The organism is Dermacoccus sp. Ellin185, from assembly GCF_000152185.1.
GTDB lineage: Bacteria > Actinomycetota > Actinomycetes > Actinomycetales > Dermatophilaceae > Dermacoccus > Dermacoccus nishinomiyaensis.
Genome location: NZ_AEIQ01000056.1, coordinates 122,083 through 143,026 on the forward strand (window position 1 = coordinate 122,083; position 20,944 = coordinate 143,026).

Annotated in this window: 19 protein-coding genes; 8 read left to right on the forward strand and 11 right to left on the reverse strand. The window is 65.8% G+C overall.

Annotated elements, in window-relative coordinates:
• Positions 1 to 82: 82 nt before the first annotated feature.
• From HMPREF0321_RS05380 to HMPREF0321_RS05390, 3 genes are all read right to left on the reverse strand, one after another.
• Positions 83 to 1,390, reverse strand: coding sequence for a cytochrome P450 (locus HMPREF0321_RS05380; RefSeq protein WP_006944672.1), 1,308 nt, complete (start codon positions 1,388 to 1,390; stop codon positions 83 to 85).
• 200 nt (positions 1,391 to 1,590) lie between these two features.
• Entirely contained in the window at positions 1,591 to 1,818 is a 228-nt protein-coding gene (locus tag HMPREF0321_RS05385) for a Rho termination factor N-terminal domain-containing protein (protein ID WP_050786487.1), read from the reverse strand.
• 292 nt (positions 1,819 to 2,110) lie between these two features.
• Positions 2,111 to 2,626, reverse strand: coding sequence for a hypothetical protein (locus HMPREF0321_RS05390; protein WP_139023557.1), 516 nt, complete (start codon positions 2,624 to 2,626; stop codon positions 2,111 to 2,113).
• Between the two features lie 79 nt (positions 2,627 to 2,705).
• Here HMPREF0321_RS05390 and HMPREF0321_RS05395 point away from each other — a divergent pair, with 79 nt between their 5' ends.
• A complete protein-coding gene (locus tag HMPREF0321_RS05395; protein ID WP_139023558.1) occupies positions 2,706 to 3,056 on the forward strand; it encodes a hypothetical protein in 351 nt (116 codons plus the stop codon).
• Between the two features lie 252 nt (positions 3,057 to 3,308).
• Here the strand turns inward: HMPREF0321_RS05395 and HMPREF0321_RS05400 are convergent, their stop codons facing one another.
• Positions 3,309 to 4,076, reverse strand: coding sequence for an SDR family NAD(P)-dependent oxidoreductase (locus HMPREF0321_RS05400; protein WP_006944741.1), 768 nt, complete (start codon positions 4,074 to 4,076; stop codon positions 3,309 to 3,311).
• Between the two features lie 201 nt (positions 4,077 to 4,277).
• Here HMPREF0321_RS05400 and HMPREF0321_RS05405 point away from each other — a divergent pair, with 201 nt between their 5' ends.
• A complete protein-coding gene (locus tag HMPREF0321_RS05405; protein ID WP_040014542.1) occupies positions 4,278 to 4,889 on the forward strand; it encodes a DedA family protein in 612 nt (203 codons plus the stop codon).
• Between the two features lie 102 nt (positions 4,890 to 4,991).
• Here HMPREF0321_RS05405 and HMPREF0321_RS14755 read toward each other — a convergent pair whose 3' ends face one another.
• On the reverse strand, positions 4,992 to 5,600 hold the full coding sequence (locus tag HMPREF0321_RS14755; RefSeq protein ID WP_006944651.1) for a hypothetical protein: 609 nt from the start codon (positions 5,598 to 5,600) through the stop codon (positions 4,992 to 4,994).
• Between the two features lie 197 nt (positions 5,601 to 5,797).
• Between HMPREF0321_RS14755 and HMPREF0321_RS05415 the strand changes: the two genes are divergently transcribed.
• From HMPREF0321_RS05415 to HMPREF0321_RS05425, 3 genes are all read left to right on the forward strand, one after another.
• Positions 5,798 to 6,409: a hypothetical protein gene (locus tag HMPREF0321_RS05415; protein ID WP_040014505.1), complete on the forward strand. Its 612-nt coding sequence runs from the start codon at positions 5,798 to 5,800 to the stop codon at positions 6,407 to 6,409.
• A 333-nt stretch (positions 6,410 to 6,742) separates the two neighbouring features.
• Positions 6,743 to 7,888 carry a hypothetical protein gene (locus HMPREF0321_RS05420; protein ID WP_006944777.1) on the forward strand — a complete coding sequence of 382 codons (1,146 nt, stop codon included), beginning with the start codon at positions 6,743 to 6,745 and terminating at the stop codon, positions 7,886 to 7,888.
• A complete protein-coding gene (locus HMPREF0321_RS05425; protein ID WP_006944769.1) occupies positions 7,885 to 8,160 on the forward strand; it encodes a hypothetical protein in 276 nt (91 codons plus the stop codon). The genes HMPREF0321_RS05420 and HMPREF0321_RS05425 overlap by 4 nt, the downstream gene beginning before the upstream one ends.
• A gap of 80 nt (positions 8,161 to 8,240) precedes the next feature.
• Here HMPREF0321_RS05425 and HMPREF0321_RS15440 read toward each other — a convergent pair whose 3' ends face one another.
• Positions 8,241 to 8,417, reverse strand: a complete 177-nt coding sequence (locus HMPREF0321_RS15440; protein WP_235006050.1) for an excalibur calcium-binding domain-containing protein — start codon at positions 8,415 to 8,417, stop codon at positions 8,241 to 8,243.
• 7 nt (positions 8,418 to 8,424) lie between these two features.
• Here HMPREF0321_RS15440 and HMPREF0321_RS16725 point away from each other — a divergent pair, with 7 nt between their 5' ends.
• From HMPREF0321_RS16725 to HMPREF0321_RS05440, 3 genes are all read left to right on the forward strand, one after another.
• A complete protein-coding gene (locus HMPREF0321_RS16725; RefSeq protein WP_038566383.1) occupies positions 8,425 to 8,622 on the forward strand; it encodes a hypothetical protein in 198 nt (65 codons plus the stop codon).
• Between the two features lie 823 nt (positions 8,623 to 9,445).
• Positions 9,446 to 11,119, forward strand: coding sequence for a plasmid pRiA4b ORF-3 family protein (locus HMPREF0321_RS05435; protein WP_006944614.1), 1,674 nt, complete (start codon positions 9,446 to 9,448; stop codon positions 11,117 to 11,119).
• A gap of 40 nt (positions 11,120 to 11,159) precedes the next feature.
• Complete coding sequence (locus HMPREF0321_RS05440) at positions 11,160 to 11,852, forward strand: hypothetical protein (RefSeq protein ID WP_006944682.1); 693 nt, start codon at positions 11,160 to 11,162, stop codon at positions 11,850 to 11,852.
• A 10-nt stretch (positions 11,853 to 11,862) separates the two neighbouring features.
• On the opposite strand, the gene HMPREF0321_RS05445 is transcribed toward HMPREF0321_RS05440, so the two are convergent.
• From HMPREF0321_RS05445 to HMPREF0321_RS05460, 5 genes are all read right to left on the reverse strand, one after another.
• Positions 11,863 to 12,648, reverse strand: a complete 786-nt coding sequence (locus tag HMPREF0321_RS05445) for a hypothetical protein (protein WP_040014507.1) — start codon at positions 12,646 to 12,648, stop codon at positions 11,863 to 11,865.
• Positions 12,649 to 13,050: 402 nt separating this feature from the next.
• On the reverse strand, positions 13,051 to 15,969 hold the full coding sequence (locus HMPREF0321_RS05450; RefSeq protein ID WP_254653971.1) for a DEAD/DEAH box helicase family protein: 2,919 nt from the start codon (positions 15,967 to 15,969) through the stop codon (positions 13,051 to 13,053).
• Positions 15,970 to 16,031: 62 nt separating this feature from the next.
• Positions 16,032 to 17,963, reverse strand: a complete 1,932-nt coding sequence (locus HMPREF0321_RS05455; protein ID WP_006944812.1) for a site-specific DNA-methyltransferase — start codon at positions 17,961 to 17,963, stop codon at positions 16,032 to 16,034.
• A gap of 60 nt (positions 17,964 to 18,023) precedes the next feature.
• On the reverse strand, positions 18,024 to 18,437 hold the full coding sequence (locus HMPREF0321_RS16980; protein ID WP_006944729.1) for a hypothetical protein: 414 nt from the start codon (positions 18,435 to 18,437) through the stop codon (positions 18,024 to 18,026).
• Complete coding sequence (locus HMPREF0321_RS05460) at positions 18,400 to 20,817, reverse strand: SNF2-related protein (protein WP_254653972.1); 2,418 nt, start codon at positions 20,815 to 20,817, stop codon at positions 18,400 to 18,402. The genes HMPREF0321_RS16980 and HMPREF0321_RS05460 overlap by 38 nt, the downstream gene beginning before the upstream one ends.
• Positions 20,818 to 20,944 lie beyond the last annotated feature (127 nt).

Consider the following 20,944-nt stretch of genomic DNA (forward strand, 5'->3'; position numbering starts at 1 on the left):
GTCGGCAAGACGCCGAACGCCGCGCCGAGTCGCGCTGCGGCGGCCCGGCCCGGCGTCCGATTCGGAGGATCTGCTCGTCCTGTCAGGCCTGACGGGTGACGCGCACCCGGGCGCCGTTGCCCGGCATCGTGGGCAGCTGCGTCCAGGAAAAGTCGAGACCCTTGGGGTCGATCTCGACACCGGGCGTGCACAGACCGGAGATCGTCACCGACAGTGCCGTCACGGCGATCTTCTCGCCGGGGCAGCGGTGCCCGGTCGCGACGTCGCCGCCGCCCTGCGGGATGAAGTTCTCGATCTGCTCGGCGTCCTCGACCCCGAGGAAGCGCTCCGGCTCGAAGCTGTCTGCGCGCTCCCAGCCGCTGGGGTCGGTGTTCGTGCCGAGCACGTCGATGAGCACGCGCTGGCCCTTGCGGATCTTCTGCCCGCCCCATTCGAACGTGTCGCGCGCGAACGCCGGCAGCATCGGGACGAACGGCGACGTGCGACGCACCTCCTGCGCGAACGCGACGGCCGTCGGATTCCCGAGCAACGTTCCACGTGAAACCACCTCGCCCGCGATGCGCTCGCGGTACTCGGGATGCTCGACGAGCGCACGCGCCGCGAAGGCGGCGAAACGCGCGACCGCAATCGTCGGTCGAGTGGCGTTCTGCAGTTCGACTCCGGCCGTGTGCTCGTCGAGCAGGGAGCCGTCGAGGTGGGTCTGCTTGGCGACCTCAGCGAGCGCGGTGCCATCGGCGGGCGTGATCTCACCGCGACGCGTGCGCGCGACGAGGTCGGCGGCCCACGCGTCGCAGCGGCGGCGGTTGAGCCACGCCTCGACGTGGGCGGGGCTCTTCTTGCCGAACCCGTCGACGATCTGGCCGAGGCGCTCGGCCCAGACGTCGAGCTCGGCGTCGTCACCGGGGATGCCGGCCCAGCGCAGCGCGGCCCGTCCGTATGTGATGACGCTGCCGTCGTACACCGTGCCGGGTGCCTCGACCCAGCGCTCCAGCGTCTTGCGCATCTCGTCCTCGAGGTACGGCATGAGACGGCGCACCTGAGCGTCGTCGTACGCGATGCGCACGAACATGGCCTTGCGGTGACGGTGCTCGTCGTCGTCGAGGCCGTGGACGGCGCCCTTGCCGAACAGAGGGCCGCGGATGGGCAGCGGCATCGCGCCGTCACGCTTCATGCGGGTCGTGTCGTAGAACAGCTCGACGCCTTCGCGCCCGCGCACGAGGAGGGCTGGTTTGCCGAGCATGCGCAGACCGAGCGGACGCCCGTCGCCGGCGTCGCGCCCGCGCGCCTCGCGGACGCGGCTCTGGAACAGGTAACCGTCCGCGAGGAAGGCGGCCGTCTGATCCGGCAGCTTGCCCAGCGTGTCGGCGATCTTCGTCGTGATGGTGCTCATGCTGACCCCGATTCGCTTGGAGAACAACGGATTTGTCCCCAGCCTAGGCACGCCGCCAGAACGCCCGCTGAGTGCCTCATGACATGTGAGAGCGAGGTCTCGCGCTCGGCTGCCCGAACGGCGCGCCGAGGTGGGCGATCCGCCGAGAGGCAGCCGAGACGGTGGGCGTCCAGTCGAAACCGCCGTCTGAGCGCCGGGCGTCACCCGTCGCGCAGGGCCTCGATGAGTTCGTCCTTCGTCATCGTGCTGCGGCCCTCGACCTCGAGTTCGCGGGCGCGCTCACGCAGTTCGTCGACGGTCCAGTCGTCGTAGCTGCCGTGCTCGCCGCCCTTGCGACCAACGGCGCTGCGTGACGAGTTCGCGGCCGCGTTGGCGATGCGGGCCGACTTCTCCTTGCTGTTGCCCTCGCGCCGCAGCGCCTCGTACATCTCGTCGTCCTTGACCGACGGGCCCGGGTCGTCGTTCGAGCCACGCTTGTCCTGGTTCTTCGCCACGTCACTTGTCCTTCCATGCGCGTGATGCAGACGTCTAGATCATCCCTCGGCCGTGAGTAGTTCTACTCACCCTGCGAGGTGGGATCCAGTGATCTCATGGGCCCACGCAAATTGGAATCAACGCCCTCGTGCGCGCCTTCTTCGTCGGTCTTCTGCCGGTGCTTGCCGGGCAGCGCGGGCGCCGCGGTCGGCGCGCGTCAGCACCGCCCATGACGTCGCACCGCGGTCACGGTGCGTAGACGACATTCGTCACGGCCACCGTCTTCGGGGCCATGTTGTTGACGCTGTACTGCGCCGTCCACGTCGCGTTGGTCTTGTCGAAGTATTTCTGCCCAGCACCCTTCGTAGGGTCGAAATCCTTGGGCAGCAACAGGACTGCGTCGCCGGCGCTGTCGCAGTAAAGCCAGCTGCGACGGTCTTGGTAGTGCGTCGTCTGGTCGTGCGACGCTGCAGAACACGTGGCCCCGTTGGCGAGCTTCACCTGCAGGGGAGTCGGCTGCTCGCCGGGGTCGCGCGGCCGGATCTTCGACACGTTCGACGGGAACCGAACCGCCATCTTCTGTTCGAGGCTCTGCAGGCACAGCACGTTTCCGGTCGCCTTCTCCTTCTGGCACGCGATGAGACCGGCGGCGATCGCCCCGCACGTGAAGGACTTGCCGGTCTTGGAGTAGGGGCTCACATCGGCGCTGGGTGAGGACGAATCGAAGCCCATGCTGCAGCCGTCGTTGTCGAGGGTCGGCACGTTCCACGATGCGTCGGGCCAGACGGTCGTGCTGACGGTGGGGACACCAGCGACGGTGGCAGGGGCCGACGATCGCGCGGTGTTCGATGCTCGGGACGAAGAACCGGCCGGGGAGGGCGACGTCGCGGACGGTTCCGAGGGACCTGACGACGCGCTCGCGCTGGTAGCTGCTGAGGACGACGATGTCGCGGACGACGATGTCGACGTAGCGGCAGCTGGCGTCGAGGTGCTCGAGGAGGCTGACGTCGAGGAACTCGGTGAGGGCGAGGTGCTCGTCGCGCTGGGTGGCGTGGAGTCGGCGGTCGTGTCGCCGGAGCCGCCGCATGCCGCCAGGGCGAGCGTCAGCGCACCGAACGACGCGAGGGCGAGTGAGCGGGTACGGGTCATGTTGTCTCCCGGGGTCAGCGTGCTGCCTGTGGGTTCACCATGAGCACATCACACGTGGGCGCCGCGTGGTGGTTCGGCGTGTGCAGTACCCAAGGTTCACGCGACGTTCGTGCTGGCTCGCCTCGAGAAGGGGCGGCATGCGCTCCGACGAGTACCCACACGCGGTCGTCACCAACGCCGACGAACCCGGCGTCGACGAGCCGACGAGCTGCCGAGACCAACCACGCAAGCAAGCGAAGAGCCGTGAACCGCAGCGGCTCTCCCCGTCATTCGCTCGAGGAGAGCCGCCGATGCGTCAGCGGCGCGGCTGGCCGTTGGAAGCGGTCGTGCCGCCGTCGACGGGGATGATCTGGCCGGTGATGTACTGAGCGTCCTTGGTCGACAGGAACAGCGCGATGCCGGCGAGATCCTCGGGCACACCGACGCGGCCGAGCGCGAGGCGGTCGACGAAGGGCTGCAGGTCGTCGTCGCTGCCGGCCATGTCCGCCGTCATCGGCGTCTTGGTGAAGGCGGGCGCGATGCCGTTGATGCGCACGCCCTTGGCGCCCCAGTCGAGGGCGGCGCTCTGGATGAGGCCGTTGAGCGCGTACTTCGTCGAGTTGTAGACGGGCTGGCCCCAGTCGCCGCCGATGCCGCTGACGCTCGTGATGACGGTGATCGAGCCGTTCGTCTTCGCCAGTTCGGGCAGCGCTTCCTTGAGCATGTAGAAGAAGCCGTCGACGTTGGTGCCGTAGGCGGCGGCGAAGTCTTCGTCGCTCGTCTCGGTGACGTCACCGCCGACGTGCTGGCCGGCGTTGTTGATGACGACGTCGAGGTGGCCGTACGTGTCGACGGCCGTCTTGACGAGGGCGGCGACGTCGTCGTGCTTCGACACGTCGGTCTGCACGGCGAGGGCGTTGTCGCGCCCGGCGATGACCTCGTCGAGCTTCTCCTTGCGGCGCCCGGCGACGACGACGGTGGCGCCGTTGTCGAGGAACGCATCGGTGATGGCGGCGCCGATGCCGGTGCCGGCGCCCGTCACGATGACGACCTTGCCCTTGACGTCGTACGTGTTCGCTGTCATGACCATGCTCCTTCGCGCGGGGTCGTGGCTGATGCCACCTGGTTGTTTCCAGCCTGTCGCGCAACGGTGTTCGCGTGCAACTGCGGCGCGGATGGCGGGGTGGGCGCGGGGTGCGACGTCGCCGCGCGGACGATGCGTGGCCGATGCGGCAGCGCGGCGCTCGCGGGCGGCTTGCAGTGCGGAGCCGTACGCTGTGCCCTCGTGTCGAGCATCTTCGAGTTCATCCTCAACCTGCCGCCGTGGCTCGTCCTCGTGTGCGCGTTCCTCTTTCCTGCGCTCGAGGCGTCGGCGTTCGTCGGTGTGGTCGTGCCGGGTGAGATCGGCGTCGTGCTCGCGGGGGTCGTCGCGAATCAGGGGAAGTTACCCGTGTGGGCGGTGCTCGTGGCGTCGATCGCGGGGGCCGTCATCGGCGACTCGATCGGCTACGAGGTCGGCAAGCGTTGGGGTGAGCAGATCCTGAGCAAGCTGCCCGACCGCCTGCTCGACAAGCGCAAGATGGAGAACGCGAAGGACGCGCTGCGCCGTCACGGCGGCAAATCGGTGTTCTTCGGGCGTTTCACCGCCGCGCTGCGCGCCCTCATCCCCGGTGCCGCGGGCATGAGCGGGTTGCCGTACGTGAAATTCGTGTTCTGGAACGCGCTCGGCGGGTCGATCTGGGCGACGGCGTTCGTCCTCATCGGCTACATCGCCGGCAGCCAGTACAAGTCGGTCGAGCGTTACGCGAACTGGATCGGCATCGCCCTGCTCGTCGGCATCATCGCCTTCTTCGTCGTCAGGCACTTCCGCGGTAAGCGCCAGAACGAGCACGCCTGACTCACACACGTCTGAGTCCGAGGCGCGCGCAGCCCCGGGCGGACGGACGACGCCCCGCCGACAGCATCCGTCGACGGGGCGTTCACACGTCCTGGTGGCGGTTCAGTCGCACTGCCAGCACACGCCGCTGGCGGGCAGCTGGGTGAAGCATGACGGGCAGACGGGCTGCGGTTCGTCCTCGCGCTTGGCGGCGCGGGTGCGTTCGGCGGCGCGGTCGGCGCGTTCGCGGCGCACGATGACCTGTTCGGGGATGCGTGCGACGCCGCCGCTCTCGGGCAGGTCGGTGGCGTAGGCGCGGTAGCACATGAGGCGGTGTTCGGCGGCGTCCGCTTCGACGTCGGGTTCGCCGACGAGTTCTGGCATCGTCAGGCCCTCGGCGATGGGCGTGCGCCAGTAGGCGGTGCCGACGGTGCCGTCGGTCTTGAGGCACAGCGACGTCAGGGGCGGGTCGCCGGCGGTGGCGGCCTGCACGGCGCACAGTTCGAGGATCTTGCCGACCATGTTCGCCGGCGTCGACGAGGTGTGGATGCCCGATTCGCGCTGCACGTGCTGTGCGAGCTCCTTGTAGGTGATGAGGCCGTTGTAGTGCGTCGCGACCTGCTGCAGCCGCTCGTAGGCGATGCGCGTCCAGACCTTCAGGGCGTCGGCGAACTCGACGGGCGTGCCGTCCTCCGCGCGGTAGGTACCTCGTGGTGCGGGGGACGTCGACATCAAGCCTCTTTCGTCGGTTTCGTCGGTGGGGGTGCCTCGAATTATCCCCCGGCGCGCTGGGGGGCTGCGACCAGCAGCATCGTGAGATCACCCACGCTTGCCTGGGCGTTTCGTCGACATCGCGGGTGCCCGACGTCGGGGTGGGTGACGTGGCGCGGCGGAACAGGGACGATGGGGGCATGAGTGATGGTGGACGCATGAGACGCGACAGGTTCGACGGGCACATCGCCGGCGTGGGGACGACGTCGGGTCGACGTTTCGTCGTCGGACGGTGGTCGCGCTCGCCGTTGGGATCGTTCGCGGACGTCATGGTGGCGCACCCCGACGGGCGACGGGAGCTGCTCGCCCCGAACGACGAGGTGGCCGAATACGTCTGTGCGACCTATCAGTTCGACGACGTGACGGTCGTCGACGTCGCGATCGACGGCGCCACGGGGGCTGGTTTCACGTGGAACATCATGGCCGGTGAGTTGGATCTGAGCCTGACGTTCGGTCGTCGTCTCGCGCTCGCGTGGCCGCTGTGGCCGATTCGTGGGGCGCTCGTTCACCCGGGCACGGCACGCGCGATCGACCCGTTCGCGCGCGTGCTCATGCCGGGGGTTCGCACGGCGGGGACGGCCGGAAACGGGCGTCGCGAGTTCTATCTCGCGCAGGATCTGCGCGCCGTCACGGCCGTGCGCGGCACGTGGGCGGGCGATGACGTCGGGGCGCTCGCGGACGTCACCCCTGAGCCCGGTTTCGGATTCAGCTCGACGCCGCGCCGACCAGCCGTCACGACGGTGACGACGTTCGTCGAGGTGCCTGACTGAGGGGCTCAAAGCTGAACTCATAGTGCGCGGCGGATCATGAGTTCAACGCAAGAGCGTCGCGCTGCAACGGTCCACAGCTCTTCATCGGGGTTGTGGGGGCTGATCTTACAACCGAACTCATACTTACCGCGCCCACCTAGCGGGGCCCGGCGGGAGCGCGGCGAGGCGCGGGGGTGTTCGTGTCTCGCGGTTCGGCGCTGGCCGCTGATGACGAGGTCTGCTGCGCCCCGATCAAGAGCCCTCCATCGCGATGGTGTGGGGGTTGTCACCGCTGGGGGCTACGTTGTGAGCGGGCCGAATGAGTCGGTCATCGAGCGACGAGGGGTGGATGGCGTGAGTGTGACGTGGGGTGAGGCGCGTCGGGTGCAGGAGGCCGGGCCGCAGCAGGCTTGGTGGCCGCAGGGTGAGCAGCCGCAGTGGGCGCGGGTGACGCCGTCGGATCTCATCGCCGTCACCAGTCAAGACGACGACGCGGACGCGGTGGAGCTGCCGGGGCTGTGGCGTCTCGATGCCTACGACGAGGAGCGCGAACTCGTCACGTACGAGCTGTGCCTCGCATCCGTCGACGGCGGACCGGCCGGCGAGCCGACGTTCGTGTGCCATGACGCAGGGGCGGTCGTCAGGTTCCGCGACGACCTGACGTTCGAGACCGGCGACGATGCACAGCCGCTCGTCGCATGGTTCGCGTGGCTGCAGCGTCGTGATGCGCTCATGGCGTCGGAGCCGCGTAGCGATGAGTGGGCGGGCGACGACGTCGACTCGCAACTCGAGCGCGCGGAGGCTGACGTCGTCGCGATGGGCGAGCAGACAGCGCTGCTGTCGGTGTTCGACAGTGTTGCGGCGATTCGCGAGTGGGTGGCACGGCTCTCGCCGAAGCCGCTCGTGCCGTTCGAGATCGTCGCGTTCGACGCGGCTGGCTGGCTCGAGGCCAAGCGTGCGCAGGATGAGGACGGCCTGTTGCACCAGTACCACGAGACGTCCGACGACGATCCATCGCAGATCGTCGTGAAGTGGCTCGCGGTGAAGCCCGACGTCGAGTCGGCGCAGACGTGGTTCACGACGGCGGACGGCGGTGTCGGCTCGGCGTACGTGTGGGGTTACTCCGAAGGGGGCGGTCAGGTGTCAGCGTTCGCCGTCGAGCGGGCGCTCGCATGGGGTGAGGTGGCGCCGTTCGTCGCCGACGAGTTCGCGGACGATGTACCCGCGTCTCGCCGGTGGATAGCCGTGCGCGCACAAGGCATGGTGTCGGGTATCGCTGTGCCCGTGGAGGATTCGTTCGTCACGGTGTCGACGGATGCGGACGGAGCGAGCTTCGTGTTCCGCGCCGAAGAGGCCGAGACGAGCGTCGCGCGCAGGCGTGCCGAGCAGGATTTCCGGTTGAAGTGGGCGCGCTGGTTCAACACCGACGAGGAACTGACGCGTGACGAATTGGCGCGCGGCGTCGGCGCTGTCGAAGCGACGATGAAGGAGCTGGCATGACGAACGTGACGCACGAACTCGACTTGGGCGACACCGGGTTCGACGAGTTCGACGACGGCGATAGCACCCGCTGCACGTGGAACGAGTGCGTGTGCACCGAGACCCCGACGCACTACGTCGTGTTCGCCGAGCACGCCGGCGGCGGCGACGCGCAACTCTTCTGCGCGCGCCATTACGTGCTGACGCTCGCGAAACTCATCGAACTGCACCTGCCCGAGTGTTCGGGCGGCGCTGACGATCACGTGTTGAGGTACGGCTCGCTGGCCGAGTAGCGCCCGCGTCAGCGTTACGGCATGCACCTCTATCCTCAGTCTGGCGAACGCTCACGGGTTTGCGATTTCTCGGATGAGGATCACTTCTCGCAGGCGACTCCGTCTCCATCACGATCGAGCTTGCGGCTGTACCCAGGTTGGCCGGCGTAGAGCGGAGCAGCCCCTGCTGCCTTGACCTGCCTACAGTTGCTGTAGCTGGCGGAGCCAGTGGGTTCGGCGTCTGGGGTGTCGGGCTCGTCCGTCCTTTGCGGCACCACGGGTGCAATGGGCTCGCTGGTCGCGGGCGTTTCGTTGCGAGTCGGTGCTGTTGATCGCGTTGTCGCGGCCCGCGGGGTGACGGGTGTTGTTCGGGAACGCGTGCTGTCCGAGGTATCTCGTTCCTGGCTGGTCTCGGCCGTGCTCGCCGTGCTGGCGGCGGTGCTCGTCGTGGGGGTTGTCCGAGATGGCGCCACGCTCGACTGAGTGGCGGTTGTCGTAGCCGATGACGCGGAGACTGACGGATTCGAACTGGCGCCTGAGCCGCCATTGCACTGCGCGACGAGCAATGAGACAAGGACGAGACCAGCGCCTCCCATTCCGACCTTTTTCAGAAGGCCCGTTCGGTTGGCGGTTGACGCCGTCGACGAGGCCGCCACCGTAGCCCCACTTGGTGTCTGACGGGGCCAGGAGCGTGGGATCGACTGCGGCAGGTTGTGAGCCCGGGTTTGCGTCACGGGCTGCGTTGGCTCTGGAACAGTTGGGGCCTGGTCGTCTGCGCCCCGGTTCTCGTAGCGCTGGCGCAGGTTCGCGGCCGTGTTTCGGGCCGTTCGCGTGGCTTCCGCCGCCGTGCTCGCCGCCGCGCGTCTGGCTTCTGCCGTATTGGCGTCGAGGGAGCGGAGGGCGCCGCCGATTCGTTCACGGGCATCGCGCCACGAGGGAGATGATTCCGCGCCATACAGGCCCTCGGGTCCAGCGACAGGGCGTCGGGATTCGTCGACCCAAAAGGGCCAGTCTGCGGGGGCGTCTGGCCAGCGAGGGTCCGGCTGCCAACCTTGGGACGGTCGCCAGGCGTGGGGCGTCGGGGGCCAGCCAGGAGGCGGGTTGAAGTATTCCATTCGCCTCATCGTGCCAGGTCGCTCCCTGCTGAGCGGGCTATCGGGAAGAACGCCCTTATCGGTGTCTGACCCGTTCGGAGCGCCGGGTCATGTGCTGATCGCGGAGCCTCGGTTCTCGTTGAGAGTGACCGGGGTGGCGAAGGTCGCGACGGCTGTCCCATCGAACCGGGGCCGCGATGACACGATGGGGCATGGCTGATTTTGACGACCCGTCGGTCGAGGCGTTCATCCAGTCGTTTCGTGAGCAGTTGAACGACGAGGAGAACTGGCCTGACGTCGCCCGTGAGCTCGGGTTGCCGCCGCAAGCCGACGGCGGGCAGCCGGCGTCAGGCGCTGCCAGCGCGCCCGGTGCGGCGTTCGGCCTTCCCGCAGCGGGCGCGCCCGCAGGCTCGACGGAAGGCGTTGCGCGCCGGTTCTTCACGCCACCGCCGCCGCGGCCGCAGGTGACGCTGCCGCCCGCACGCGACGGCGTGCGGCTCCTCACCGTCCGCGTCGACGTCGACGAGGTGAAGCCGGCTGTTTGGCGCCGTATCGAGGTGCGTAGCGACGTGACGATGGCGCAGTTCCACGACGTCATCCAGGCGACGCTCGGATGGGCGGACGCGCATCTGCACCGGTTCACGCTCGGGCCGAAGAAAGATGTCTGGCGTGGGCCGTTCCTCGCGAGCGTGGCAGACGTAGAGATGGGTGATGACCTCGACGAGGCGTCCGGCGTCGAGACCGAGGTCGTTCTCGATCAGGTGTTGCGCGCTCCCGGCGATCGCGTGTTCTACGTGTATGACTTCGGTGACGACTGGGTGCACACGATCAAGGTCGAGAAGGTCGTCGAGCTCGCGACGAGCGGTACACCTGACGCTGACGGCCCGCTCGCGGAGTGCGTCGCCGGTCGCAACGCGTGCCCGTTGGAGGATTCGGGCGGACCGTGGCAGTACAACGAGCTCGTCCAGGGGCACAAGGCGCGCAACTTGTCACCGGAATACGCCGAGTGGGTGCCGCCGGGCTGGGATCCGGCGCGCTTCTCGGTCGACGAGGCGAACGCCGCGATCGTCGTGCTGTCGAAGGAGAACGAGGCTCTGCAGAGGATCGCCGAAGAGGGGGCGGTGGATCCGTCGTCGATGCTCGGCCAGACGTTGCGGCGGGCGTCGCCGCGTGCGCAGGTGGTGTTGCTCGGTTCGGTGTCGCGGGCCCGCAAGGAGCATGTCGAACCGACGGACGCAGAGCGCGCCGACGCGTTGCGCTCGTGGGTGACGCTCATCGGCATGCTCGCGGAGGGCCCGTTGCCGTTGACGCAGGCGGGCTACCTGAAGCCTGACACCGTCGGCAGGATCGTCGACGCGCTAGGCATCTGGACGCACGGCAGTAGCCGTCGAGAGATGGATGTCGTGCCGGTGACGGCGCTGCGTGAGTCGTTGAAGACGATGGGCTACGCGCGTCACTATCGCGGTGAGTTCGTGCTGACGAAGCGCGGCCAGTTGGTCGCGAAGGCGATTGCTGCGGGCGAGTTGGAGCAGTTGTGGCGCGACCTCGCTGCCGCGCTGGTGCCGGCGAAAGCCGACGAGTTCGAGGCCTGCGCGCGAACGCTCTACGCGCTGCTCGTCGCCTCAGCTTTTCCGCAGGAGCACACGTACGAGATGATCCGCGAACTCATCGCGGACGTGGGATGGCGCATGCCCGACGGCTCACCGCCGCGTTGGCGCGACATCGGCCCGTGCGTGTGGCCCATGATGCGCATGCTCGAGCACGTCGAACAGGACTGGCGCTTGCGACGATCGGGACAGGATTACACGCCCGCTGCCCGCGCCCTGGCGTTCGACGCCGTGGCGGAGCTGGCAGACACGTCAGGAACGCAGCGCAACCCGGGCTGACGGGTGGCGCCCCGCGCCGAGAGAGACGAGAGGTCGACGAGTGGACATCACGAGGATCAATGGATACGGCCCCGACCACGAGTGCTGGGTCGGGGGCGGGCACGAGATGGGCCCGCCACGGATGCGGTCGGTGCATGCGTCGAGCAATTCTGCCCAGGCGGAGGTGCTGTCGGTCATCGACGGCTTCCTCCAACTGCGCGTGCCGAGTGGTGACGCCGTCTGGGTGTGGAGCCACGAGCCATGGACGTCCGACGCCGGCGCTCCCGTCGTGATCGGGGACCTCGTGCAACTCCACGCGGCGGACGTGGTCTCTGACAGCGATGTGTCGTGGGTCCGCGCCGTCACGCGGGTCGATGAGTTCGACGCAGGGGAGGCGCGTCGCATCGCGTCGGGCTCGGTGCGCCGTTGCGGAGAGTGCGGGCAACTCGAGTGCGACGGAGGCGCAGGGTGTCTCTGGCTCGCGGGGGACTTCTACACCTTCGAGCTCACGGCGAACATGGGCGACGGGCGCTATGTCGTGGGTCTGGGCAGCGGCATGGCCCGCATCGTCGAACGTGACGGCGTCCTCTACCCGGCTCAGAGGCTGGGCACGATCGCGGCCATGGGCCATGCGGCGTACTGGGAGGACCCCGGCGACGCCGACCTCGAGGAGATCGTGCGGTCAGCGCGGCGCGACCCGCAACTCGACTACGGCCCAGGGGCGCCGAGGAGAGAACGCCGGCAGAAACGCTGACGGTCGCAGATCAGTCGTCCAGGTCGTAGGGATCGTCTTGCTGAAGTTGTGCCCGCAGCCATTCATCGTGCTTCGCCGGGTCCGCCAGGGCGTCGCGAATCGCGCGGTACTCGTCATCCTCGGCGAGGATGTTGCGTAGGTGTTCTCGATCGTCGCCGTCGAGGGCGATGGTGCACTCGAGCGTGGTGCCGTACCCGGAGCGCAGATCGGCCAGGAGGCTCTCCCACGAGCGACGTTCGGCGTCGGGCAACTGCCCGGCGGGGTCGAAGGGTTCGAGCTCGATCGCTGCGGCCAACGGCACTCCGATCGTGCCACCTTCGACGTCAGCCAGCCAGCGCGCGACCACTTCGCCGCGGCGCTCGGAGGAGAGGGCCATCTCGACAGGCGGGGCGGTGGCGTCACCGTCGGCGCTCGCGATGGCGCGGGTGGGGCTGACCTGGGTGAGGGTCCAGCTGGATGCGCCGCTCATCATGCCGTCTTCGCTTCCCCAGTGGAACGTGGCGAGTGTGACGCCCACGGGAGCGTCATTCTGTGTGAGGAAAGGGGCCCCGCTGGGTTCGGCGAAATGGACTCGCCTGCCGTCGACACATACATACCGGCGTGCCGGCGCCTCCCAGGAGCCAGAGAACTCGTCGTCCTGCGACTCGAACTGCTTGGTGGAGAAGGCCCAGTCGTGCTCATCGGGCTCTCCGTCGCCAGCCGTGCGGAGCCGGTTCAGCACCTCGTCCTCGGGGAATCCGCACACCCACATCGCGACGTTCGCCGGGACGTCGAACACGCTCACTTCGTCGGGCATCGCACTCGGACGAGCTTCGCTCGCCCACCCATCGGCCGTGCAGTGCCACAGCTGCCCCTCGGGGTCGTCGTGAGCCTGGCTCCTCCATAGGAAGCCTTCGCCGGTGCTGGCACGGCGGAGGATCCATGCTGAGCTCGAGGCCGGCTCGAAACCGTGGGGGAGGTCTTTCTTACGAGGCTTGCACTGGGGCATGGATAGATCCTAGGGGCTATATGCGCATGAAAGAGCTTCGTTTTCGCATGAGTGGCTTGACGTTTGCGGCCCGCAGCGTCCGCGAGGCGAGCTGCCGCATACAGGGGGGAAACGGTAGGTGGCAGCGCTCTTAATCAGGGGTAAACCGGACCAAATGTGGCCCGGATCGCTCCGTTTACTGACGAATCATCTAAGCGGAAGAAACCCTTGTCACAGCCTCCATGCCCCGGGCGCCGAGCGGGCATAGTCCACGACACCGATAGCTTCGAAATGGCGCTTAGCTGCTTTTATCTTGGCGAGCTCGCTTGGCCGAAGCTTCGAATCGTCGAGCGTGCTCTTCGTCTCGCGGATCATGTAGATCCGGTCCTCGCCGTCCTCCTGCTTGATGATCGCCCAGTCGGGGTTGTACGGCCCGACTGGGGTGTCGATCTTGAACTTGGCGGGCAGCTTCATAAACAGCTTGATGTCCTCGCGAGAGTCGAGCAGCTCCGCGAACTGACGCTCGACGTCGGAGTCAAAGACGACGTAGTCGAAGTCGGTCTTCTGGGTGTGCTGCACCTTGTACATCTGGTCGAGGAAGCGTTCCTTTTCCTCCTCGCCGTCCTTCTGCAGCTCGCGCAGCTCGTAGACGGAGCCCGCGATCCGCTCGTACTGGATGCCGTCGACCACGATCTTCGATAGCTCGCTCTGGAGGGCACGTTTGGTCATGGCGATGAAGTCGTTCGGGTTGCCGATGAACTCGCCCAGGCGCTCGCTGCCGATCAGGATGTCGACGATGGTCTTGCGGGTGAGGGAGGTCGCCTCCTGGAGTTCCGTGATGATGTCGGGCAGGTCGTAGCTGCCTTTGAGATCGGCTGAGCGGGTGCCGAGTTCTTCACCCTTTGCGCCGCCTCGCAACACCTTGACTCCGGCGCGGGTGACCTGGATGCGCAGCGCGTCGATCTTCGGCGCTTCACGGATCGCCCGGATGGCGTTCTCAATCAGCTGGTCGCGGCCGACCCGGACACGGTAGGTGGTCTTCTGGCTGATCGTCTCCCAGAACTCCTCGAACTCCGGGTTCGAGTAGAGATGCTTGTTGAGCACGCGCGGCTGACGCTTGCTGACCGGCTTGACATACTTGCCGATGTTCGCGCGCTCGACGAGCTCGATGATGATCGACTCAGCCCACGCGAAGTCGACCGGCAGACCAAGATCGAAGCCGAGCTGGTTCGGCTGGAACTTCGGAGTGACAACGCCGTCCTTGTCGATGAAACCCTTGTCTTTGAGGTGCTCCCAGACCAGGACGGAGCGCTGGTAGCCGAACTGGTCGTCGGTGAGCGCACCGTTCTCGTCCTGCAGCGGGATCTTCGAGAACTCAGCCCTACGAACCCGACCAATCTCGACACCGGCGTCCTTATACTCACGCTGGAGCGCGTCCGCGAACTTCGTGTACGACTCGTTCGCCACGACCGTTAGCGTCGCAACACCACGGTCAGCCACGCGGGTGTACCCGTCATCCGACTTGGCGACAGGGAGCCGCAGGCCACGGCCGAGGGTCTGGCGGCGCTCAGTCTCAGCACCCATTTCACGCAGGGTGCAGATCTGGAAGACGTTCGGGTTATCCCAGCCCTCGCGCAGGGCAGAGTGGCTGAAGATGAACCGCACCGGCTCGTTCTCGTCGAGCAGACGTTCCTTGTCTTGCATGATCAGTTCATAGGCGTCGTCATCGGCTTTCGTCGTGCCAGAGGAGTCCTGGTAGGTAGTCGTCTTGCCGCGCTTGATCTGGGAGAAGTACGCACGGCGAAGCTCGCTCGGCGCCTGCGGCAGCAGCTCCTGGTACCGCGCGGACTTCGCGCGTTCCTCGACGAAGACCTCGTCGAACCACTGCACGAAGTCGCCGTTGGCATCGTCGTTGTTCGTGCCGTCGCCCAGGTAGCTGGCGACCTTGTCGACGAAGAAGAGGCTGAGCACCTTGATGCCCTTGGCACGCAGCATCGATTCCTTGCGCAGGTGCTCGCGAACGGTCTCGCGGATCATCTCCTTGTAGATCGCACCGGCCGAGGCGCCGATGCTCTCGCCCTCGTAGAGGAAGCCGTGGGTGGTGAGGTCGACGTAGGCAGGCTCGACGCTCATCTCGTTGATGCGCCAGCCCTCGTAGATCGGGTTGTTCGTCAGGCGGCCATCCGACAGCTCCTGATGCTGCTTCACGCTCACGATCCGCCGCTCAAGCGAGCCATCGGCCTTACGGCAGGACAGCTCCAGCCGGGCCGACCACGACGGCTCACGCCGCACCTCAACCAGCTTGATATACGGCGTCGCATCGGCACCCTGCTGGGCCACCTCGGCCACAACGATCTGCTTCACCAGTCCGAGATCGTGAGCGTCCACCGGGTCAAGCCGGTAGACGACATTGCGCTGCTTCTTGTGCGTCGCGCTGTAGCGCAACGTGAACACCGGGTCGAGTTCACCGACCGCCGACTGCGAGAGCTGCGACTCCATGTTCTGCGGCTCATCCATGATCACGACCGGGTGGGTCGCCTTCAGGTAATCGATCGGACGCAGACCGTTCAGCTTGTCGCGCGTCTGGTGAATGATGCGGGTGTTCGCATTGCCACGGATCGAGTCGATCGTCATGATCAGGATCTGCACGTTCGTCGAGGTCGCGAACGACTGCACCTCCTCGGCGCTCTTGCCGCTGTAGATCGACGCGTCGAAGGTGATGCCCCGTGGCTTATAGAGGGTCTCGAAGTGCTCGCGCATGAGCCGGATGCTCGTGCTGACGCCCTCACGGATCGCGACACTCGGCACGAGGATCACGAACTTCGTGAAGTTGTAGCGGACGGCCAGATCGAAGATCGTGCGCAGGTAGACGTAGGTCTTACCCGTACCGGTCTCCATCTCAATGTCGAAGTCGAGCGCGTCGCCCGCAAGCGCCGGTACAACCTCAAGCCCGTTCCGATCCTGCACACGCTGCAAGTTCGCGAGGATCAGGTCACGATCGAGAACGAGGCTGTTACCGACCGCGCCGACCTCCTGCGTGAGGTCGATGTCGAGCGCGGCCTGATCTGAGTCGGGCAGTACCGCCGTGCCACGCAGGGTCGTGACCAGCTTCTCTGCGTCCTTCGGCTGCCCGTCGAACAGGTCGACCACGGACGCGATCGCGTCCAGCTGATACGGCTGACTAGCGTCGAACTGAAATCCTGCTCCACTCATCACGCCGTCCAGAGCTCAATGCCCTTGCTCTTCGCGAGCTGGGACAGGTTGGTCTTAAGTTCGTCATCACCCTGGAAAGCGTCCTCGAGCACGATGATCCGCGTCGGCGCCTCATCGACGAATGCGCGGAGCTGCTCAAGCGTCGGCTTGACGTGCTCGTTCAGGTACGCCAACACAGCAATGTCGCCATCACGGTCACGCACAAGCCGGACGTCGAGCCCAGCGACCTCAGCAGGCGAGACGGCCTCGGCCAGCGAGTAGCCCTGCTTGAGCAGGATCTCGGTGAGCAGCTCATCGGCAGTCGCATCGTCAGTTGCGCTGTCACGAAGGCTAAGCAGGTGCTGCTGGAGCGCGTCCTCGTCAACATCACTGGACAACCGCCACTTCGAGAAGTTCGTGTCGGCCAACTTGTACGCGCGGAAGCCCACATCAGCAGCATCTCCGGTGTCGAGCTGACCGTCCGTGCCCTCCGAAATCTCACGTCCCGCAAGGTCGATGCGCTTTCGTGCGAGCTCTGCAATAGTGGCGTATCCCTTGGAGGCTGCGATCGAGCCTTCAGGGGTCGGCTCAGGTAGCTGCACTGCGACGAAATGACGTCGCCCGTTGTCCGAAGCATTGAGCGCCAGCACCGCATGGGCAGTGCTGGCCGAACCTGCGAAGAAGTCGAGCACGATCGCGTCGGAATCGTCGCTGGTGACTGAATTGATCAAGTACTTAAGCAGGGTTGTCGGCTTCGGGTGGTTGAAGACCGCGTCTCCGAACAGCCCCCGAATCTCAGCGTTTCCCGCCAGGACATCGCCAACCTGATCTCGAGGTATCAAGGTGGTTGGGGCGAGCGCGGACGTAGCAATTTTGCGGGAGTATGGCACGAAGCCGCCGCCCTTGATCACGATGCGAGTACCCTCGGAGACTTGCTGCTCGAGGTATTGCTGAGACCAAATGACGCGCCCAGTGAGCCGGAACGGTGCCGTTGCGCGGCCGTCGACGACGGTTACGTCAGTCTCAAGCGCGTAGCCAGAGGAAAGCTCGCCAGCCTCGTATGTACCGTCTGCCAGTTGAAAGTCCACCCAGTCGGGGTCGAACGTCAGAGTTGAAGGCTTCATCGACGACTTGGTGAGAGAAGGAAGTCCTTCTGTCGCCTTCTGGGCTCCGACAAGACCGGTCAGGAGCGACTTGTTACGTGCGTAGCACAAGACGTGCTGAGCGTTCTCGCGCTCGATACGCGAACTGTTGTCCGGGCGGAAGTTACTCTCCCATATGTAGTTCTCGATGAAGTTTGCCTCACCAAATACTTCGTCAAGAACGCGACGCAGATTGGCGACCTCGTTGTCGTCAATCGAGATAAAGATCACCCCGTCATCTTTGAGCAGGTTACGTGCCAGTTTGAGACGCGGATACATCATGTTCAGCCACGCCGAATGGTAGTGAGGATTGTCCGAGGTGTTCCTCGCGCTGGTGCTCTTGGCTTTGCCGTCGTCACCGACCAGTCCGGTGTACTCCAGGTAGGTCTGGAGCCCCTCGCGGTAGTTGTCCGGGTAGACGAAGTCCTTGCCGGTGTTGTACGGAGGGTCGATGTAGATCAGTTTGATCTTGGCGTGGTAGTGCTTCTGCAGGATCTTGAGCACTTCCAGGTTGTCGCCCTCGATGAAGACGTTCTGTGTCGTGTCCCAGTCCTTCGAGTTCTCAAAGTCGGGCTTCAGCGTTGCTGTGGTCGGCTCCTGCGCCGCGCGGAGGGCTCGCTTCTTGCCGGGCCAGAAGAGTCCGAACCGTTCGTTGCCATCGGCTGCGTCGCCGTCGAGCAGTTCCTTGAGCTTCTCGACATCCACCTTGCCATCCGCGATCGCCTCGGGAATCAGATCGGCAAGCTGCGCTGCCAGCTCGTTCTGGAAGTTCGGTGTAGTGGATGGTGTTTTGTAGATCTCGTCAGTCATTCGGGTGATTCTCTTTCATGATTTTAACAATTAGTGTCGGGTTTGTGAATGACCCGTGGTCTATGTGGCGATTCGCCAGCGAATCGTGAACAGGTGCTCGGTCTCCTGGGTACCCTGGAGTGATTGCTCGATCAGCTCGAGGTATTTGTCGGCCTCGGCCCGGAGCTTCTTGCGCGCGTCCCGGAAGTCCTCGTCAGCCTCCTCGGCACGCTGCTCCCACTTCCGGGCCTCCTTCTTGAGTCGTAGCTGCTCCATCGGGTCGTCGGCCTGCCGGGCGAGCTTGCGGGCGTCCTTCTCCTTGGCTCGGTACTCGCGGATCTTGCCTTCATGCTCGGCCTTGCGATCCTGCTGATTGCGGTAGAGCAGTTCCTCCTGCTGGTCGTAGTAGCGGGAGTTGCGGCCCTGAACTTCCTTCTCTAGTTCAGCCCGTCGTGTATCAAGGTGCGGGGTGAAGCGTGCCGCGTCGATCGCCACCGGCGTCTCGCTGATCTCGATGCAGGTGAGGTCCAAGATGTCTGCGACGTATTCTTCGTCGAGCGAGCCACTGGCCGTCATCGGTCAGTGCGCCGGCGAGCATGTAGGACTCGGAGATGTCCTCATCGCGTGCCTTCATGCGGAAGGTCGCAACGCTCACCGTCAGCTCGCCGCTGGTGCCCTCCAGCGCGCGGATCGCGCTGCTGACGCGCTCCGACTGGCTCAGCGAGAAGGTCAGCTCGCGTGCCGGGGTGTCGTGGGTCTTCGAGGTCTCAACGACGTGTTGGGCGAGGGGGCTCGCGTAGCGGTACTGGTGGGCGTTCTCCAGCGGCTGGGACTTGAAGAAGTAGCGCCCGGTTGGCGCGTCCTTCACCGGCGCCTCCGTCAACACGAAGGTGCGCCCGTCGCCCTCGAAGGTGGCGTGCTGGTCGAGTTCGTGCCGGGTTACCGCGAGCAGCAAGCGCTCGAACTTGTTGAGCACCTCGCCGGACTGCGTGTCGTAGGCCTTGAGGCGATCCTGGACGTGGGGGTCGAGGTTGTCGAAGACCTTCGCCTTGGCGCTGGCCATCTCGCGCGAAATCTCGCCCGCGTACTGCGCCTCCAGCTCCTTGAACGCGGAGTCCAGTTCGTCAGCGGTTCTGCAGCGGGTGAGGATGTCGCTGATCGTCTTCTCGAAGTCCAGCCCGTCCTCGATCGCGCCGAGCACCTCGTCGCTGGCGCCAAAGACGCTGGAGAACAGTTGGAACTTGTTCGTCAGCAACTCCAGGATGCGCTGCTCGGCGATGTTGCCTTTATTCGAGAAGTTCACGACGACGACGTTGTGCTTCTGCCCGAAGCGGTGCACACGGCCAATGCGCTGCTCGACCCGCTGCGGGTTCCAGGGCAGGTCGTAGTTGATGAGCATCGAGCAGAACTGCAGGTTGATGCCCTCTGCCGCAGCCTCGGTCGCGATCATGATCGTGCCCTCAGTGCGGAAGTAGTCCACGAGCGCCTTGCGACGATCCACGGCGGCGATGCCGGTGATCAGGTCGCCGTCTCTGTTCTTCTCCAGCCACGCCTGGTGGATCGCGGTCTGCTCCGGCCCGTTGTTCGAACCGTTGAATAGAACGAGTCCCTTGCCGCGACCGGCCTCCCGCAGCGAGCGCGCGATGTACTCCTGCGTCTTGGTCGAGTCGGTGAAGATGATGGCCTTCTGAGGAGCACCCAGCTCACGCAGCCGCTCGAAGCCCAGATCGAGCGCCTCACCAAGCTTGACCGCCTTCTGGTTCTCGGTGATCGAACGAGCCAGAGCCGCGTACTCGCGCAGCTCCGCAACCTCGGCACGCATCGCCTCCAGCAACGACTCGTCTAGCGGCAACGACGACGCCCGGGCACCTGTGCCCGCGCCGTCGATCTCGTCGGCCTCCTCCAGTTCCTCGCTGGTGATCTCGTCATCGACAGTGAAGTCTGCTGCCACGAGGCCACCACGGCCGTCGCGGCGCTGCCCAGCGGCAACCTCATCGGCCAGACGGTTGGCGATGTTCTCCAGCGTGCTCGCGACCGCGTAGGTCGACGAGCCGAGACGCTTGCGGATGATCAGGGCAGAGAGGTGGCGCTGACTCCCAGCGAAGGCAAACAGCTCGTCGCGCTGCAGGTAGTCATTTACCAAGTCGTAGAGCCGTGCCTCGTCGGGCGACGGGGTGAACTCAACCGTCAGCGGCAGGCGCTTGGTGAAGTGGATGTACTTGTCCGCATCGCGGCGCAAGGTACGCTTCGAGACTGTCGCGACACGCTCCACCAGGTCGTCGTCACCGCCAAGGTCTCGGTTCTTGACGTACCGCTCCCGGAACGCATCAAGGGAATAGAAATAGTCCGGGTCGAAGATCGAGACCAGCCCGTACAGCTCCTCGAGCTTGTTCTGCAGCGGCGTCGCCGTCAGCAGCACCGTCTTGCGTGCGCCCTTGACGATGTGCGCCACCGCCTCGGCGGCCTTCGTCTTACCCGTCCAGTAGTTGCGCAGCCGGTGCGCCTCATCCGCGACTACGAGATCCCAGGCCTTCAGCAGCAACGTCTCGTGCCGGAGCGCGAACTCATACGAGCAGATCAACACCTGCGCCGAGCGACCGCCCGCAGCGTCAAGCAGCGAGTCCTTCGACTTCGGGTCGAGGATGGCGGACGGGATCAGGAACTTCTCGTACAGCTCCTGCTGCCACTGCTGGCGCAGGCTCGACGGGGCGACGATCAGGATGCTGCGGCGGCGTTCGGCCCAATACTGCGAGATGACGATGCCCGCCTCGATCGTCTTACCGAGGCCCACCTCATCAGCGAGGATCACGCCCGGCAGGAACGGTGTCTGCAACGCGAACAGGGCGGCGTCGATTTGGTGCGGCTTCGGCTCCACCTGGGCGTCGAACAGGAGCCCGGCGAGCTTGCCGACGTGATCGTTCGCGTAACTGCGCTGCAGCTCGTGCGCGTAGTACTTCGCTTGGTACGTCGTGAGCCGAGCCGTCATGCCGCGCCTTCCTCAT